The following is an 18,019-nucleotide window of genomic DNA, read 5'->3' as shown; positions in this document are numbered from 1 at the left end:
CCCCTGTTTGGTCCAATCTTGCTGTACGCGTCGGCAATCAGGGGACGGAGGGAGCGGACGATCTGCACCCTGTGCGCAATGATCTCTGCCCCGAGTTCTGCGAGCCTCTCGTTCCACACCGAGAAGCTCACGGTGTCGATGGGTTCCCTGCGGCGGCGGGCCGTGGCCGATGCCTTGAGAAGCGCGGTCCGGTGCTTGAGGATCTTGTCGTACTCGGCGCGAATCCCAGCCATCCGCGGCGTCTGCTGCACCGCAATGTCATCCAGCAGCCTGCGCCGCACGCCGGGATCACCCGTGACGAGGGCGAGATCCTCCGGCGCGAAGGTGACGGCACGGACAATACCAAGCAGATCCCGCGGTCTGACGTTGCCGCGATTGAGCCTCGCACGGTTTGCTCTGCCGGCCAGTATCTCAATCTCCATCACAGTCTCGTGGTCGGCATCATTCACCTTCGCACGAACGACCGCGGCTGCACCACCCTGGCGAACAAGCGCGGCATCTGCCGCGACCCTGTGGGACGAGAAGGTCGCAAGATAAGCGATTGCCTCGACGAGGTTTGTTTTGCCCTGCCCGTTCTCACCAATGAACGTCGTGACTCCGGGAGAGAACTCAAGCACGGCGCTGGAGTAGGAGCGAAAGTCGTTTAACGCGAGATGAGAAATCCACACGTGTCACACGCTTTCTGCCCTGCTCGGGCCCCATGATTGACGACTGCTGGCAACCTAGTTCACACCAAATGCTCGAATCGGCATGAGGAGAACGCGGAAGTCCAGTGAATCGTCACCCCCGACCTCTTCCTGGGCCGACACGACGGCAGGCTTCGAGGCGTGCGTGAACGAGATCCTCACGTACGGGGAGTGGGTCACGGTCAGAGCGTCCTGCAGGTAGGACGGGTTGAACGCCATGGCGATGTCTTCACCATTGAGGTTTGCCTGAAGGACTTCCTTCGCCTGAGCGGAGTCGCTGCCCTGACCGGCCTCAACCGTCACCTGACCCTCGGTGAACGAGAGTCGAACGGCGGCGTTGCGTTCCACAACGATCCTCGAACGCTTGATTGCCTCAAGGAGCTCGGTGCGGGACACGACGGCGTAGCCGTTGATGTCCTTCGGGAACAGGGAACGAACCTGCGGGTAGTCGCCGTCAATCAGGCGGGACGTGTTCTCGCGACCAACAGCCTCAAAACCAATCATCTTGGCGTTACCGACCTCATCAAGCGTGAGGTTGATGTTGCCTGCGGAACCGTAGGACTTCGCGATGTCGGACAGGCGGGAAGCCTTGACGAGAATGCGGTCGCTGATGTCGGGCTTGGCGGGGGACCAGCTCAGTTCGCGAACGGCGAGGCGGTAGCGGTCGGTTGCCATGAGGGTGATGTTCTCACCATCGATCTCGATGCAGACAGACACAAGGAGGGGCAGGGTCTCGTCGTTTGAAGCAGCGGACGACACCTGGGTGACGGCCTCGAGCCACTCACCACCGTCAACGGTGCCAAGGACTGCGGGGGTCTCGGGAAGCGACGGGTACTCATCGAGAGCCATCGAGTGCAGGGAAAAGCGCGCATTGCCGCAGACGACCTCGAGCTTCGTGCCATCGAGAGTGAGATCGACGGGACGATTCGGCAGGCTACGGCAGATATCAGCGAGGATCCTGCCGTTGACGAGGCATTCGCCGGCTACATCAACGCTGGCTTCGGCCTCAACAAGAGCAGTTGTTTCTGGATCGTACGCAGAAACCCGCAATGTGCCATCACTGTCGGCAACGAGCTTGATGCCAGCGAGCACCGGAATCGCTGGACGGCTCGGAATGGTTCTCGCTGCCCAAGTGACAGCATCTGCAAGCACGTCGCGCTCGACCCTCAGTTCCACCCTAGAGTCCTTCCTCAAATTAAGCTTGTAACTAGGCTAACCTTACGCGACTTGCGAGCCCAATGCGGATACGGAGAAGAATTCTGCTCCACCAAAAACGACTGAGCCATTTTCGTCCCTGTTACCTCGGAGAATTTTAACTGTTGTTATTAGGTAGTAGTGGTAGTAGGCGTTGTGGAAGATGTGCAAATCAGGGTTTTAGCCGAGAATGACAACAAAATCGCTGTGGAGATCGTGGGCATTAACCTGTGGAGAGATCGGGGCGCCTGTGGATTGAGCCATTTGCTCTCAACATGGATCCACAGAAAGAGCTAGTTATCCACAACAGCAGCTCAGTTTTCCCGAGTTATCCACAGAAGATTGTGAATAAGTGGATATTTCCTTAGCCTCGCGCCGGTTTTGTGGCTGCCTGCTTGATCTGCCCTGTGAGGGCCGATACATCGTCGTACACGTTTCTTTTCTCGGCCATCTGCTGGCTGATCTTCTTATTGGCGTGCATGACCGTCGTGTGGTCGCGTCCGCCAAAGAGGCTGCCAATCTTCGGCAGGGAGAGATCAGTAAGCTCACGGCAAAGGTACATGGCGATCTGGCGTGCAGTGACAAGGTTCCGAGTGCGGTCCGATGACGTCAGAGCCTCGATGGTCATACCAAAGTAGCTGGCCGTCTGCGCCATGATGAGGCCGGCCGTGATCTCCAAAGAGTCCTTGTCAGAGATGAGATCCTTGAGAGCAATTTCCGCTGCTCCAATGGTGATTTCCTGTCGCGAGATCCCGCAGTAGGCCGTCACTCTCCGGAGCGCACCCTCCATTTCACGAACGTTCGTCGTGATCTTTGTTGCGATGTACTCGTTGACCTCTCGCGGCACCTGAATGTTGTCGTAGTTGGCTTTCTTCTCGAGAATGGCGATACGAGTTTCCAGGTTCGGTTGGGAAATTTGGGCCGTGATTCCCGAAGCAAACCGGGAGATCATGCGCTGTTCGAAGCCGTTGAGGTCCTTCGGGGGCACATCGGAGGAGATCACGATCTGCTTGTTGACGTTCGAGAGGGCGTTGAAGGTGTGGAAGAACTCCTCCACCGTCTGAGTACGGTTACCAATGAACTGAATATCGTCGATAAGAAGAATATCGATGGTCCGGTAGCGCTCCTTGAACGCCGGCTGGGTCTGGTCGCGCATCGCGTTAATGAACTCGTTGGTGAATTCTTCGGCCGACACGTACTTGACCTTGAGATCCGGGAATAGCTGCATGGCGTAGTTGCCGATCGCGTGCATGAGGTGGGTCTTACCCATACCCGAATCGCCGTAAATGAACAGCGGGTTGTACGACTTTCCGGGCGCCTCGGCCACGGCGAAGGAGGTGGCGTGCGCGAAGCGGTTCGATTCGCCAATGACGAAGGAATCGAAGCTGTATCGCGGATTGAGGCCCGCCGCCTGACGAGCTTGGTCGGACACATCGGGCTGGGAGAGCCTGGCATCGGCGGCAGCGTCCGCGGCCGACACGGTCGATAGCGACTCGTGAACCTGAGTGGGCAGAACTGACTGGGGATAGTCATATTCTTGGTGAATGTGTCCCTGCGTCGAAATACTATTTGTGGAATCAACCGGCACGGATGGCTGCTGCGGGGTCTCGTGAGTCTGCTGCAGGGGTGCCTCACCCAGGGAGGAATCGACCGACACCATGACGCGAACGTTGCGACCGAGAATCTCGGACAGCTTGCCGGTCATGATCTCGAGAGTGTTCTCTTCCAGCCAGGACTTCACAAAGTCTGAGGCAACGGCGATGAGGAAGACGTCCTCCACGGCAGCCATCGGGTGCGCCATGCGAACGAAAGCTGTCTGGGAGTCGGAGAGCAGATTCTCGGAGCGAAGGAGTTCGATTGCCGCATTCCATGCTTCCAATGCATGCCGTGAATCTGACATTCGATGAACTCCTTGGACAACTTCCCGCGATCTGCGGCTATCTGCACCATAGTAGGTGACAATCGGGATTATCCACCGCCGTGAGACCGACTTCTCCACAGACTTATCCACACTTGTGGAAAAACTTGAATGACACTTTTCAGCCAAAGCTTTGGCAAAAGTCAGAAATTACAATAGTGTTATTACACAGTTGTGGATGAACAATATTCACCGGATGTGAATTGCTCCATTGACAAAATTTCAGGGTCTTGCCATCGGTGAAACTCATCACCTCGAGGTACCCCTTATTGACCCTTGTCCTGGTTTTTCCTAGTCTTTTCTAGTTACGTAACTATTCGGACGATCCATAATGGCGATCCCGAATCCAACCGAGTGGAGAACATCATGGTGAAGCGGACTTTCCAGCCCAACAACCGTAGGCGCGCCAAGGTACATGGCTTCCGCAAGCGCATGTCGACCCGTGCAGGCCGCGCAATCCTCGCAGGCCGTCGCCGCAAGGGCCGCGCAAAGCTCTCTGCCTAAATTCGCTGAGGGCTCGTGCTTCCGGCGCACCATCGCATGCGGGCCTCCGGAGACTTTCGAGCCACAATTCGCGGTGGATCACGAGGCAAGTCGACAAGCCTCATGGTTCATCTGCAGTCACCGGATGGCACACAAGCCGACCAGGAACCGACCCTGGTCGGCTTCGTTGTACCAAAAACCGTTGGCAACGCTGTCATCCGTAACAGACTCACCCGGCAGCTCCGACATCTCCTGAGGGAGAAGGTGACGGAGTTCCCGAGCGGGTACAGGCTTGTCGTTCGAGTCTTCCCATCCGCGCGCGGCAAGACCTCATCCGAACTCGGTGCAGAGTTCGATCGGGCCTACGCCCGTGCTGTGAAGGCGCAGAGATGAACATCATCTCCCGCGCACTCATTCGCTCAATCCGTTCGTACCAGCGTGATATCTCACCGCGATTTCCACCGCGATGCCGGTACTACCCGAGTTGCTCGCAATATGGGCTTGAGGCCGTTCAGATTCATGGGGCGGTCAAGGGTACACTGTTAGCCAGCTGGCGTATTCTTCGATGCAACCCATGGACCAAAGGTGGGGTCGACTATGTTCCCGAGAAGGGGGCGTGGCCGAGCAAGCCATTGGGTCATGACGAGCTCATGGAAATGTGGAGCGAAGAAGAACCAGACACTGCTGCGTCCAGAGACAACAACTCAGGCGAGGACACCGTGCCACCCGAGGCACAGCAGAAACCAACCAATACTGACATGCTGAACAATCAGCGTGACTCCGAGACAAGGAAAGACTGAGCCTTGGATACTATTCTCTACCCCATCATGTGGGTCATTGCGTGGATCATGAACCTGGTTCACATGGGATTGACCGCGATTGGTATGCCCGACGGTGCAGGTGCGGCCTGGGTCTGGTCCATCGTGGGCCTGACCATCGTCGTTCGAATCCTGATCCTGCCGCTGTTCAAGAAGCAGATCAACTCGTCCAGGGCGCAGCAGATGATTCAGCCTGAACTTCAGAAGCTGCAGAAGAAGTACAAGAACAAGAAGGACACGTACTCTCAGCAGCGCATGCAGGCTGAGATGCAGGCTATCTACAAGGACGCGGGCACGTCCCCGTTCGCGGCCTGTATGCCTCTCCTGATCCAGACCCCGATCTTCTTCGCTCTCTTCCGAGTTCTCAACAATCTCGTTCCGATTGCTAACGGAACACGTGGTGCTATCGGTCCGCTCGACCAGGCCATGGCCGAACAGATCGAAGCGTCCCGAGTGTTCGGGGCCCCGCTCTCGGCCTCCTTCTCCGACCCCACTGCTGGTGGTGGCGAGGAAGTCACTGTTCGCATTGTCGCCATGATCCTCGTGATCCTGATGTCGGCAACTATGTTCTTCTCGCAGCGCATGATGATCTCGAAGAACATGCCCGATGCGTCAAAGAGCAACGACAACCCGATGTACCGCACCCAGAAGATGATGATCTACATCTTCCCGGTCATCTTCCTGTTCTCCGGCGTAGCCTTCCCCATCGGCGTTCTCGTCTACTGGGTTATCTCGAACATCTGGTCCTTCGGCCAGCAGCTTTACATGATTACCCAGGCTCCCGCACCGGGTTCCGAAGCATACCGCGCCAAGCAGAAGCGTGACCGTGAGCGTCGCATCAAGAAGGGTCTGTCCCCCGAGGAAGAGTCGACCGTCGTTGTCGAGGAGCCTAAGGGTCAGCGCCAGCAGCCCATCGGAAAGAACCGAGCAAAGCGCAAGGGCATTGATAAGGAACAGGCGACGGCAATTCCGGAGCCCAAGCCCGAGCCGAAGCCAGCCCCCTCGGAGTCTCAGGACACCGCAGCACGGCCGAACAAGAAGAAGTCAAAGAAGCAGCGTCAGAAGGAAGCTGCGCCAGCTCCGGCTCCAGAGCAGGTAGAGGAAGCTCCGGTCGAATCCAGCGCTGACGATACACACGTGGACAAGGGTGGTCTAACCCCCGCCGAACGTGCTGCAGCCCGAGCAGAACGCCGTGCTGAAGAGCGTCGCATCCAGCGCCAGAAGCGCCAAGGCAAGTAATCCAGCACCACCAATTTTTGAATAGAAGAGTATAGATATGTCTGAAACGAACGACCGCGCAGAGCTCGTCAAGAAGCTTGATGCCGAAGGCGATATCGCCGCCGATTACCTGGAAGAACTCCTCGACATCGCAGATCTCGACGGAGATATCGACATCACTGTCGAGGCTGATCGCGCCAGCGTCGCCATCGTGACCGACGATGGCTCTGACCCGCGCCTGAAGAAGCTCGTCGGCAAGAACGGTGAAGTCCTGGACGCCCTCCAGGAGCTCACCCGCCTCGCAGTACAGACCTCCACGGGCGAACGGTCACGCCTCATGCTCGACATTGATGGCTACCGTGAACACCATCGCGCACGCGTCACCGAGATCGCCAAGGCAGCGATCAAGGAGGTCTTGGAGACCGGTGAAGAGCAGGCCCTCGAACCCATGAATCCCTTCGAGCGCAAGGTTGTTCATGACGCTGTTGCAGAGGCCGGACTTGCCTCTGATTCGGAAGGCTACGGCCCCACTCGCCACGTCGTCATTGGACTGCCTGAAGAGGACGATTTCGAAGAATCGGACTCGGTCAACGAGGACGAGGAACTCGAGAACTCAGACGTCACTGAGACCGAAGAGGACGAGTAATACTGTTGCGCCAGGACGATACCCCAGTCAACGGTCCCGAGCTCTTTGGAGAGCAGTGGGAGCGCCTCGACACGTATGCAGACATGCTGTGGAACGAAGGGGAGGAACGCGGTCTCATTGGTCCTCGTGAACTCCCCCGACTGTGGTCCCGCCACATCCTCAATTGCATGGCGATCAACGACTACATCCCTGAGCGCGCCATTAGCATCGACATTGGATCGGGTGGCGGTCTTCCAGGAATCGTCCTGGCAACCACCCGACCAGACGTCCACGTCCATCTCGTCGAAACGATGGAACGCCGCGTCACCTGGCTCGAAGAAGTCCGAGACCGACTCGAGCTCAAGAACGTCACGATCCACCGTGCCCGCATTCAGGACCTCCACGGTGAGTTCCAGGTCCAGACAGTTACGGCTCGCGCTGTAGCTGCATTGAAGAAGCTACTGCCGATGGCGATGCCAGTGTTGAAGAGCGGCGGTCAGCTAGTTGCACTAAAAGGCGAGCGGGCCGCACTCGAAATCGAAGAAGCGCAGTCCGCTCTCCGGAAGAACAAGGTCGCGAAGGTTGATCTTCACGTTGTGGAGGTACCCGGCACGGAGGAAGCAACCCGGGTGTCGTAGCCAAGAAGAACTAGTGCTATAGTACTGTGTGCTATAGTAAAGCTCTGTCCTCTCCCCTACGTCTGCCGGGCGCTCTACTGAAGTCCGCTTTTCCGTGGTCCTCTATTTTCGATTGGCAAACCTTGAATTTCGATAGCCAGTTGTACGCCTTTAGCGTGTCGGCGTAACCATCATTGTTATGTACCGCGTGACGGCCCCGTCCAAGATGACGGGGCCGTTCTGCTGTCTGCGGAGATCGAGTGTCCCATCATTGTCTGCATTCGGTTCGCAGGATAGCCGCCTCACGGAAGGCCTCGCGGCGCAGGCAAGCGGGCGGGACCAGGGCTGTCCACCATTGTAAACTTGCTGCCGGCGACGGCACAGGCTAGTCGGATGGGCTATCCCGAGATTCTCTTCTTTGAACTATAGCTGTCGGCGAGAAAGAATCGTGCCGGAGATGGTCTCAACGATGAACGTGATGTCTTGCGGTACGAGTTTGTACTTAACGGGTCAATGGTCGCTCAGTGTGTCCTCCGTGTTTCACGTGAAACATGGTTGAAGAGTATGCCTTCACGTCGGCTCAACGCTCCGGATAATCGTGGCTCTCTGAGTCAGTGCTTAAATGTTTGCTGGGGATGCTGAGTCGGGAACCGCTTAGGATGTCTGGCGTCTCGACTTTTACCTGTAGTGATGTGAGGTTTGAAGTGTAGGTAACGGTGTCATAAGATGCGGGCTTGTTCGTATTAGGATGTTTCACGTGAAACACCGTTAACGCCGACGTCTACATGCAGATGGCCTTCGGCGAGTGAATCCTTCGGTTAGGTTGGATCAGAAGGTGTACCTCGCGTCGTGGTCGGGCCACGCAAGCAAGTATTGCGCCGGCCGTGTTGTCGTTAATGACTACTATTGACTTGGAACGGTTCATCGATTGAATTGAGAGCTCCGTTGATGGCGCCGATGTTTCACGTGAAACATGTCGTGGAATCGTGTCATAGGTTGATGCCAATCGTGCTTTGACAATGTACGTTGCCTGGGGGAACCTCTTTTCAAGTAAAGCGTTGCGGTGCCACAGCGGTAGAAGGTTGCTTAACACGACCAGACTTCTCGAGAGTTCTAGTTGTAGGTTTCATGTAAAGCAATCAAGAGGAGGGTCCTTTCAGGTCAGCAGATGCTCGAACTGATTGTCTGTGCGACGCCACCTCAATCCAACGGAGTGTGGCTAATGGCTGTCGTTCCAGTTTGCGTGGGTCCTGAAATTGCTGTGTGGTCACGCGTTGCAAAGCCGCCTGATGTTTCACGTGAAACCGGGTCGGCTGATTGAAACAACATGCCTCTTTCAGACTTGTCTGATAGTTGGATACAGGAAATTGGTAGCGAAAGGATGTTTCACGTGAAACATTGAACCGCGCCAAAAGTTTCACGTGAAACACTGGGGGCGAACAAGAACTCCGGCTAGTTACCGAGTAGAATTGTCTGCAGGCAACAAAGGAGAAGGCATGGCGGATCCCCGCAAGAAGAAGCCAGCACGAGGAAACGTTGAGAACTCGGGCTTTTACGAGAATATCGCAACGACGTCTGGTGGCTCGCCTATCGCGAATGAACTTGCCACATCAAGGTCAGCACGCCAGAGACTTGATAAGGCGATCTTCGAGAGGCCGACGAAGACACGAGTCATGACGGTAACGAATCAAAAGGGTGGCGTCGGAAAGACGACGACCACGGTGAACATCGCCGCTGCCTTGGCTAAGCGCGGATTGAATGTCCTTGTTATCGACTCCGATCCTCAGGGCAATGCTTCGACCGCCCTCGGTGTCGAGCATGGTCCGGATGATGCTTCGACCTACGATGTTCTTCTCGGGGAAATGACGATCGCTGAAGTAGTTCAGACTAGCCGGGAGGCAGACACTCTCGCGGTGGTTCCTGCGACGATAGAACTCTCCGGCGCAGAGATTGAACTCGTTGGGATAGAGCGTAGAGAGAGCAGACTCAAGGAAGCGCTCGATGTGTACCTAGCTGAGACTTCCCAGTCGGAGAAGACAAGGATTGACTACGTCTTCATTGACTGCCCACCAAGCCTCGGCCTGCTGACCATTAATGCGATGGTTGCAGCAAGCGAAGCTTTCATACCGATCCAGTGTGAGTACTACGCGCTCGAGGGTCTGAGCCAGCTACTGAACAACATCCAGCTCGTGCAGTCCTCACTCAACAAAGAACTTGAAGTATCAACTATATTGCTCACAATGTACGATCGTCGAACGAACCTGTCGACGGAAGTGGCGCAGAACGTCAGGGGACATTTCCCTGAGTCTACACTGAATACGAAAATACCACGGTCGGTACGTATTTCCGAAGCGCCATCGTTCCAGCAGACTGTCATCACTTACGACCCCGCATCACCCGGTGCGATCGCGTATGAGCAGGCCGCACTAGAAATTTCAAAGCAAGGAGTTAAGTAATGGCTGCGAAGCGCCGGGGTCTTGGGCGAGGCATCGAAGCACTCATCCCGCAACAGGCTCCCGTTGAGGGTGATGTGCCGAAGCGTTCTAGCCAGGCGTTCGATGTGTTCTTCGGTGGGAATGAAGATCCCGCTGTAGAACAGCAGGCCGCTGCTAGTCCCGTGGACGTATCCGCACTCGAGGTGGAGGCACCTGCCCCAGCACAGTCAGGTGAAGGCCTCGTGCCCGTTCCTGGTGCGTCTTTCACGGTTGTTCCGATCGGCGACATTCGAGCCAATACTCGCCAGCCTCGTACGGTGTTTGATGAGGATGAACTCGCTGAGCTCTCTGCCTCCATCAAAGAGGTCGGTCTCCTGCAACCGATTGTGGTGCGTCATTCACCTGAGGGTGATGGTTACGAACTCATCATGGGTGAGCGTCGTTGGAGGGCATCCACCCAGGCCGGCCTGACTGAGATTCCCGCGATCGTTCGCGAAACTGCGGATGATGATCTCCTACGAGACGCTTTGCTTGAGAACCTTCATCGGGTTGAGCTCAACCCGTTGGAAGAGGCCTCGGCATACCAGCAGTTGCTCGACGACTTTGGGTGTACTCAGGAGGAGCTGTCGCGTCGCATCGCGCGTTCACGTCCCCAGATCTCCAACACCCTCAGGCTCCTGAAGCTACCGCCGCTTGTTCAGCGTCGTGTTGCTGCGGGTGTGCTGTCGGCCGGGCATGCTCGCGCACTGCTCGGGCTGACCGATGCTGCAGCTATGGAGCGGCTTGCCCAGCGCATTGTCGCCGAGGGACTCTCCGTGCGTGCCGTGGAGGAGATCGTTGCCTTGGGTGATGAGCCCCGTGAGCGCACTACGCATCGTTCAACACCTACTGCTGTCGCACCCGAGCTTCAGCGACTATCGCAGGATCTGTCGGATCGCCTCGATACTCGCGTGAAGGTGAAGCTCGGCGCGCGCAAGGGAACGATGACCGTGGACTTCGGGTCTATTGAGGACCTCAACAGGATTCTTGACGTGCTCTCAGTTCCGGTTGAAAAGGTAACCGAAGACCCCCAGGAGTCCTGAGGGTCAACGACTAGAAGTTGAGAGCGGCCTCCACGATCTGTGAGTACAGATCGCTGGGGGCTATCTCATTGTCCTTGGCGTACTGCGTAGCGGCCTGAGGCAGAAGCGATGTCTGAGTCATTCCGGGCGCGGAGTTCGCGTCAATGAACCAGGGTGTACCGTCCTTGTCGACGATGAGGTCTGAACGGGAGATGTGGCGCAGGTGGAGGGACTTATGCGCGGTTACCGCCACCTCCATGCACTTGTCCAGAAGATCGTCGTCGAGACGAGCCGGCACGAAGTACTCGGAACGACCCGGGTTGTAACGAGCGTCGTAGTCGTACAGTCCGTTCGTGACGATCTCGACCGGAGGCAACGCGAAAGGTTTGCCCTCCTCGGTCTCGAGAACGGACACCGCCACTTCGGCACCCTCGATGTATTGCTCGATAAGCACACGATCGGAGTAGGCGAAGCTATCGACCATGGCACCCGGTAGCTGGCGTGCCTCGGTCACGATGCTGACACCGAGTGCACTGCCGCCCGCAGCTGGCTTTACCACGACGGGGAAACCATACTCGTTGGCCACGAGGTCAAGGATCGCGGTTGCGCCCACCTCGCGGAAGAGGGACTGGGGAAGGGTGGTGGAGTGGGGGATGGCAATCCCAGCATCCTCGAGGATCGAGCCGGTGATCGGCTTGTTGAAACCGAGGCGGCTACCGTGAGACTTCGAACCAACGTAGGGAATGCCGATCAGGTCGAGCAGGTCCTGGATGGAACCATCCTCACCGGTCGAGCCGTGGATGAGGGGCCAGACGACATCGGGCTCGATGGCGGACAGGCGCTGGAGAAGATTGGAATCAACGTCGAGGATCTTCACCTGGTATCCGGCTTCTTCGAGGGCTCCGGCCACGCGGCGACCGGAGTGGATGGATACGTCGCGTTCGTGGTTCAGTCCACCCGCGAGAATAGCTACCGTCAGTGGTGCAGTCATGGTTTCTCCAGAATCACATTGTTTCGCTTGAGGGATTTTCTACGGTATCGCCGTGGTCTTGGCGCTTCTGTGCACCAAACATGGTGACGAGTTCCTTCTCGGCCTCCACGACGGTGCCAAGGCGGCGCACGCCCTCCCGAATGTTCTCGGGAGTGGGGTAGCAGTAGGACAGGCGCATGTGGTTCCGGCCCTGACCATCCGAGTAGAAGGCGGTACCCGACACGTACGCAACGCGATGAGTCACGGCCCTGGGCAGCATCGCCTTCGCATCGAGGCCCTCTGGGAGGGTTACCCACGTGTAGAAGCCACCATCCGGAATCGTCCACGTCGAGGTGGGCATGTACTCGGCCAGTGACTCGAGCATGGCGTCGCGGCGTTCTCGGTACATGCCGCGGTACTCCTTGACCTGTTGGAACCAGTCGTACGTCTTCAGGTACTCGGCGATCGAGAGCTGACCAACCATGTTGGGCGACAGGATCGCGGATTCGGCGGCAAGAATGAGCCGCTGCGTCACGGCGTGGGGTGCCAGCGCCCATCCCACCCGGTAGCCGGGGGCAAAGATCTTCGAGAATGAACCGAGGTAGACGACGGCCTCGGGGTCGTAGCTCTGGAGTGCGGGGTAGGGCTCTGAATCGAACCCGAGAAGGCCGTACGGGTTGTCCTCGAGGATGATGACGCCGTGGCGCTTGCAGATCTCCACGATCTGGGGGCGGCGCTCCAGGGACAGCGTCACGCCGGCAGGGTTGTGGAAGTTCGGGACGGTGTAGAGGAACTTGACCTGCTTGCCGTGCTGCTTGGCGGCCACGAGGGTCTCTTCCAGAGCCTGCGGGATCAGACCATTGTCGTCCATCGGCGTGTGAATGACCTCTGCCTGGTATGCCCTAAACACTCCCAAAGCGCCAACGTAGGAGGGGGCTTCCGCAATGATGACATCGCCCGGGTTGATAAATACCTGGGTCATGAGGTCCAGTGCCTGCTGGGATCCGGTCGTCACGATGACGTCGTCCGGGTGGGCATTGATGCCGTCGTAACGCATGACCTCAACGATCTGCTCACGGATCTCTTCCTCACCCTGGCCGCTGCCGTACTGGAGGAACTTGGCGCCACGATCGCGGATGAGGCGGGCCGACATCTCGGCCAGGAAGTCGAGGGGAAGTCCCTGAATGTTCGGCATGCCGCCGGCGAGGGACACAACTTCGGGTCGGTTTGCGACGGCAAAGAGGGAACGGACCTCGGAGGCCCTCATGCCAAGGGAACGGTCCGCGTACGACTTGTACCAGGGGTCGAGTCGGTTACCGGCGGCGGCACGGGAACGCGAATTGTTGCTATCGGGTTTCTGTGCCATATGTACTCCTTCAGTAGTCCGCCTCTATTTTGCCATGGCCTTACCTATTCATGGCTGAACCTAAGGCATTCGCTATAAATGTGCGCATCTCGGCCTTCGGCCGGGACCCTGTCAGAATACTCGCCCTATCGGCGTCGGCGCGAACGAGTATCGTCGGCAGTCGATCGATGGAATACGTGTCGGCCAGGTCGGGACTCAAGTCGACGTCCACGAACCTGGCCACCACGTCAAGCTCCGCTACAACCTCGGAGAAGATGGGAGCCGCCTGACGGCAGGGCTCACACCAGGGAGCTGTGAAGAACAGGACCTCACGGGTCACAGGTCGCTGAGGTAGCGTTCAGCATCCAGAGCGGCTGAACAGCCGGTACCAGCGGCCGTGATGGCCTGACGGTAGTTGTGGTCCACCACGTCACCGCAGGCGAACACGCCGGGAATGTTGGTGGCAGTCGTCGGGGACGCGACCTTGATGTAACCGTTCTCGTCGAGGTCGATCTGACCTTCGACGATCGCGGTGCGCGGGTCGTGACCGATGGCGATGAAGACACCGCCCACCGGAAGGTCCCGCTGTTCGCCGGTCTGCGTGTCGACCAGGGTGAGGGACTCGACGCGACCATCGGGCGTTCCATTGATCTTCGTGACGGCCGAGTTCCAGGCCATCTCGACCTTCTCATTCGCAAGGAGGCGGTCGGCCATGACCTTCGAGGCGCGCAGCTCGTCGCGACGGTGAATGACGGTCACCTTGGTGGCGAACTTCGTGAGAAACAGTGCCTCGGTCACAGCGGAGTCGCCACCACCGACGACGGCGAGTTCCTGGTTCTTGAAGAAGAAGCCGTCACAGGTCGCACACCAGGAAACGCCCTTACCGGAGTAAATCGATTCGCCTTCGAGTCCGATCTTGCGGTAGGCACTACCGAGGGCGAGGATGACTGCCTTGGCGTAGTAGGTTTCGGACTCGGTCCGGACCTCCTTGACGTCACCCTCGAGCTTGAGTTCGATCGCGTCCTCGTACACGATTTCAGCTCCGAAGCGTTCAGCCTGCTCCCTCATGTTCTCCATGAGATCGGGGCCGAGAATGCCCTCGGGGAATCCCGGGAAGTTCTCAACCTCCGTGGTCGTCATGAGCGCACCACCAGCATCCAGAGCACCCGCGAGAACGAGCGGCTTGAGGCCCGCGCGAGCATTGTAAACGGCTGCGGTGTATCCGGCGGGGCCGGAGCCAACGATGATGACGTCACGAATATCTATCATGGGGATCCTTCTAGCGAACGGTGATTTCGGAAATGTCGATGCGGTACTGGCCGTCTGAGTTGGCGGTGGGCAGGTCCTCAAACCACAGGATGATGGTCTGCGTCCTGACCGGTTCCGAAGCCGTCAGAACGGTTTCTGCCGACATGGAGCCTTCCGCGATGACCTGGCCAGAGTTCGGAGCATCACGAACGGTGTCACGCCACTGGACCAAGCCACCATTACCGTCAACGTTGAGAACGACCTCGTTTATTTCGGTTTCTTCAGCGAGCGTAATCTCAATTCCGATGCCGTCCTTCTGCCAGAAGGCCGGATCCGAGTACCACCAGGACGACCAAGTTGTTGCAGGGTCGCCATCAACGGTGTTGGGGATGGAGCCCGGGTTGTCCTGAGAATCGACCGTTGTCGGGTCGAGCTGTGCGGCCTGAGGGTTGAGGAGCGTTGCGGACGCGATGACCGGCTCGGGAAGTTCCTCTTCAGTTTCTTCCTCAGTAGGTTCTGTTGACTGCTCACCGCCCTCTCCGTCGGGCGCATTGGTATCCTCGGGGAGTGACTCATCGTCCGTCGTTTCAATCGTGACGGGATCCGTGCCACGCGTCAGGTTGTTGATAGCAAAGACGCCAGCAACAACCACGAGAAGGGCAATGAGGATGAGAACGATCGCGGTCGTGTTGATGCCGCGCTTCTTCGGCTCTTCTTCGCCCCGGAGGGCTTCCCAGGAGTTAGCCGGCGGTGGCGGAACAACATCCGCCGTGTCATCTTGGGCGGATTCTTCCGAGGTGCGCTTGGGCCACTGCGCAGTCGTTGCGGCACCGGCAGCGAGCGGAGCAACCTGCTCCTTCTTCGTGGGCTGGGGATCCTCGAACGGATCCGGGATCGGAGTCATCGCGATCGTCGGATCCTGGTCAACCTCGGGGAGACGGTCGACATGAACGTGATCCCACGGCACGATCTGGCGGATGAAGTCGCTCGTGGAGCGCGGGCCGGTGCCGGCAGCAACCGCGAGCAGCACATCGTGGAGGGGGCTGTCCTCCAGACCCTCACCGGCCCTGCGGAGGTACTCGTCCTGGTCTTCTTGGCCCTCGGGCGCCTTTTCGCCAAGAACGAGTGCGGCGGCGATGAGGGACAGGTTACGAGCATCCCGACCATCAAGTTCGGGACCGTCATAATCGCTGGGGTGCTCACCCATGAGAGCGGCATCTATGCCTAGACCGTCAACAAGAATGGCGCCTTCGTTGTCGACGCTGATGAGCTCGGGCCGCAGGTTGAGGTGGCGGACGCCGCGGCGCACGCCAGCATCCACTGCTCCGGCGGTCTCACCAACGATGGCGCGCACCTGATCCTCCGGAGTGGGGCCGGCCTCGATGAGGCTCGCAACCGAGGTGCCGCGAGGCAGTTCGGTCACGATGATCGAGTCGCCACCAAGGTCGAAGATCGACAGGAGGCGGATGAGTCGAACGTCTTCAACGAGAACGCCGCGGCGGGCCGCATCCACAGTGGCTTCGCGCGTGGGGTTGTCGGAGGGGATGACAATGAGGCGAACATCGGCACCGAGAACAGTATCGATACCTCGCCACGTTGCGAGTGAGTCTCCCTGCTCGAGGGGCTCCACGAGTTCGTAGCGGTCGCGAAGTCGGCGACCAGCTTCCAAGTTCATTGCCACGATAGCTCCGTCAGGTTGAGGTGTTTCGGTAGTGCTCAGTGTAGTTGTTTGTGGGGTGGGTCGCCGTCGAAGGCGTGCCCACACGTTCTTGAGTGGTCCAATGAGCGCTTTCAGCTCCGGCATTCTCAGCATCCACATGATCGCCACGTAGACGGCAACCATGACGACGGCAACGACGATGATGCGCAGGACCGCGGAAAAGAAAGAGAACTCTGTGTTGAAGGGACCGAACAGGCGGTGGGTCGCAAAGCCAGCGATCGCGGACACGATCGCAGCTACCGTGAGCTTGATGTGGGCTCGAAGCAGGACTGTGCCGTCGATGCCTCCGAGCCGCCTCCTGATCTGAACGGCCGCGGCTATGCAGGTGACGGTGTTCGTGATCGCCATGGACACGCCAACGCCCGCGACGACGAACCGTGCCGGCAGGATCACCGTCGACATGATGAGGGCGGCGTGCAGGACAAAGAAGGGAAGCTGCACAAAGAACAGCCCGCGAGCATCCTCCAGCGCGTAGTAGACGCGTTGCAGGACCGTGAACGCGCCAACACCAACCAGTCCGAGAGACATGGTCAAGAGAACTGTGCTGATCGACGCCACCTCTTCCCACGATGATCCGGGGCTGATGATCCGGACCGCGGGGGTCGCGAGGACAACGATGAGGGCGGTCGCGAGGAAGGTGAAGATGCCAACGACGCGGAGTGCGCGGGACGTATCTTGACGCACCCCCGCCATGTCACCCGCGGCAGCCTTGTTCGACATCTGGGTGAAGATCGCGGTGACGATGGAGACCACGACGAGCGAGGTGGGCAGGGAATAGAGGGAGTAGGCGGTTGTGTAGGCGGCGTTGCCGGGGACACCGAGAGCGTCCACGGGATCCATGGTGACGGCTCGCTGGGAGGCCACGGAGGCGACGTTTGAGATCAGCATCGTGGGGATCATGCCTGCACCCATGGAGGCGAGGACCCAGCCACCGGACTTTGCGACACTCGTCAAACCGGCGCCACGGAACTGGAAGTCGGGCTTCAGCCGGACGCCGATCCGGTACAGCGGGATGAGCAGAACCGCTGCCTGAGCGACGATACCGAGGGTGGCGCTACCACCGAGAAGGGCGATGCGGGCACCATCCCACAGGGAGGAATCGAGAGCGTTCTCCGGGGTTGCATCACCGTAGATGTTGAGCATGAGAAGCAGGCCGGCGATCGCGATGATGTTGTTGAGAACCGGGGCCCACATGTAGGGGCCGAAGTTCTCCTTCGCGTTGAGGATCTGCCCGAGCAGCGTGTACATGCCGTAGAAGAACACCTGGGGCACGCACCAGAAGGCGAACGCCACCGCCAGGTTGTACCAGGCGCCTTCAAGCCCCGAGGCAAACAGGGACACGAGGAGCGGGGAGGCAAGGGTGAGGACTGCCGTGATCGCGCCAAGAACGAGAACCCCGAGGGTCACCATCTTGTTGATGTAGGCAAGCCCGCCGTCACTGTCCCGCTTCGCAGCACGCACGATCGCGGGAACGAGAACGGCGTTGACGACGCCGCCCGCCACCAGCATGTAGATGAGGGTGGGGAGCTTATTGGCAACATCGAACGCGTTGCCCGCGGGATAGTTGAGACCAACGGCAATGCCGAACAGGAGTGGGGAACGAACGAGCCCAAGAACGCGGGACGTCAACGTACCCGCAAACATCACGGCTGAATTCCGTGCAACACCGCTAGCCACTAAC

Annotated in this window: 16 protein-coding genes; 8 read left to right on the top strand and 8 right to left on the bottom strand. The window is 58.5% G+C overall.

Features of this window, described 5'->3' with window-relative positions; all coding sequences use genetic code 11:
- From QMB98_RS00485 to dnaA, 3 genes are all read right to left on the bottom strand, one after another.
- Positions 1-617 (bottom strand): DNA replication/repair protein RecF (locus QMB98_RS00485; protein ID WP_371683662.1); only part of this gene is annotated, 617 nt, incomplete at its 3' end.
- A gap of 105 nt (positions 618-722) precedes the next feature.
- On the bottom strand, positions 723-1,862 hold the full coding sequence (dnaN, locus tag QMB98_RS00480; RefSeq protein ID WP_371683661.1) for a DNA polymerase III subunit beta: 1,140 nt from the start codon (positions 1,860-1,862) through the stop codon (positions 723-725).
- Positions 1,863-2,244: 382 nt separating this feature from the next.
- Positions 2,245-3,780 carry a chromosomal replication initiator protein DnaA gene (dnaA, locus tag QMB98_RS00475; RefSeq protein ID WP_371683660.1) on the bottom strand — a complete coding sequence of 512 codons (1,536 nt, stop codon included), beginning with the start codon at positions 3,778-3,780 and terminating at the stop codon, positions 2,245-2,247.
- Positions 3,781-4,164: 384 nt separating this feature from the next.
- On the opposite strand from dnaA, the gene rpmH reads away from it, so the two are divergent.
- The 8 genes from rpmH to QMB98_RS00435 all read left to right on the top strand — a co-directional run bounded on the left by rpmH (position 4,165) and on the right by QMB98_RS00435 (position 11,076).
- A complete protein-coding gene (gene rpmH, locus QMB98_RS00470) occupies positions 4,165-4,302 on the top strand; it encodes a 50S ribosomal protein L34 (protein ID WP_371683659.1) in 138 nt (45 codons plus the stop codon).
- 15 nt (positions 4,303-4,317) lie between these two features.
- The gene (rnpA, locus tag QMB98_RS00465; RefSeq protein WP_371683658.1) at positions 4,318-4,674 is read left to right on the top strand and encodes a ribonuclease P protein component; all 357 of its coding nucleotides are present in this window, start codon (positions 4,318-4,320) and stop codon (positions 4,672-4,674) included.
- Entirely contained in the window at positions 4,671-5,081 is a 411-nt protein-coding gene (yidD, locus tag QMB98_RS00460) for a membrane protein insertion efficiency factor YidD (protein ID WP_371683657.1), read from the top strand. Before rnpA ends, yidD begins: the two co-directional genes overlap by 4 nt.
- A gap of 3 nt (positions 5,082-5,084) precedes the next feature.
- The gene (yidC, locus tag QMB98_RS00455) at positions 5,085-6,338 is read left to right on the top strand and encodes a membrane protein insertase YidC (protein ID WP_371683656.1); all 1,254 of its coding nucleotides are present in this window, start codon (positions 5,085-5,087) and stop codon (positions 6,336-6,338) included.
- A gap of 37 nt (positions 6,339-6,375) precedes the next feature.
- The gene (locus QMB98_RS00450) at positions 6,376-6,963 is read left to right on the top strand and encodes a protein jag (protein WP_371683655.1); all 588 of its coding nucleotides are present in this window, start codon (positions 6,376-6,378) and stop codon (positions 6,961-6,963) included.
- A 5-nt stretch (positions 6,964-6,968) separates the two neighbouring features.
- Entirely contained in the window at positions 6,969-7,580 is a 612-nt protein-coding gene (gene rsmG / locus QMB98_RS00445) for a 16S rRNA (guanine(527)-N(7))-methyltransferase RsmG (RefSeq protein WP_371683654.1), read from the top strand.
- Positions 7,581-9,055: 1,475 nt separating this feature from the next.
- Complete coding sequence (locus QMB98_RS00440) at positions 9,056-10,015, top strand: ParA family protein (RefSeq protein ID WP_371683653.1); 960 nt, start codon at positions 9,056-9,058, stop codon at positions 10,013-10,015.
- Positions 10,015-11,076 carry a ParB/RepB/Spo0J family partition protein gene (locus QMB98_RS00435; protein ID WP_371683652.1) on the top strand — a complete coding sequence of 354 codons (1,062 nt, stop codon included), beginning with the start codon at positions 10,015-10,017 and terminating at the stop codon, positions 11,074-11,076. The genes QMB98_RS00440 and QMB98_RS00435 overlap by 1 nt, the downstream gene beginning before the upstream one ends.
- A gap of 10 nt (positions 11,077-11,086) precedes the next feature.
- Here the strand turns inward: QMB98_RS00435 and QMB98_RS00430 are convergent, their stop codons facing one another.
- Genes QMB98_RS00430 through murJ form a run of 5 tightly spaced genes read right to left on the bottom strand, consistent with a single transcriptional unit; the run spans position 11,087 to position 18,015 of the window.
- Positions 11,087-12,046: a D-alanine--D-alanine ligase gene (locus tag QMB98_RS00430; RefSeq protein WP_371683651.1), complete on the bottom strand. Its 960-nt coding sequence runs from the start codon at positions 12,044-12,046 to the stop codon at positions 11,087-11,089.
- A 13-nt stretch (positions 12,047-12,059) separates the two neighbouring features.
- On the bottom strand, positions 12,060-13,391 hold the full coding sequence (locus QMB98_RS00425; RefSeq protein WP_371683650.1) for a PLP-dependent aminotransferase family protein: 1,332 nt from the start codon (positions 13,389-13,391) through the stop codon (positions 12,060-12,062).
- Positions 13,392-13,431: 40 nt separating this feature from the next.
- Positions 13,432-13,710, bottom strand: coding sequence for a thioredoxin family protein (locus tag QMB98_RS00420; protein ID WP_371683649.1), 279 nt, complete (start codon positions 13,708-13,710; stop codon positions 13,432-13,434).
- Positions 13,707-14,639, bottom strand: a complete 933-nt coding sequence (gene trxB / locus QMB98_RS00415) for a thioredoxin-disulfide reductase (RefSeq protein ID WP_371683648.1) — start codon at positions 14,637-14,639, stop codon at positions 13,707-13,709. The genes QMB98_RS00420 and trxB overlap by 4 nt, the downstream gene beginning before the upstream one ends.
- A gap of 10 nt (positions 14,640-14,649) precedes the next feature.
- Positions 14,650-18,015, bottom strand: a complete 3,366-nt coding sequence (murJ, locus tag QMB98_RS00410) for a murein biosynthesis integral membrane protein MurJ (RefSeq protein ID WP_371683647.1) — start codon at positions 18,013-18,015, stop codon at positions 14,650-14,652.
- Positions 18,016-18,019: the final 4 nt, after the last annotated feature.

The sequence above is a fragment of the Flaviflexus sp. genome (assembly GCF_041440645.1).
Lineage (GTDB): Bacteria > Actinomycetota > Actinomycetes > Actinomycetales > Actinomycetaceae > Flaviflexus.
The sequence above is the reverse complement of the archived record's forward strand: the minus strand, read 5'-3'. Positions and strand labels throughout refer to the sequence as shown.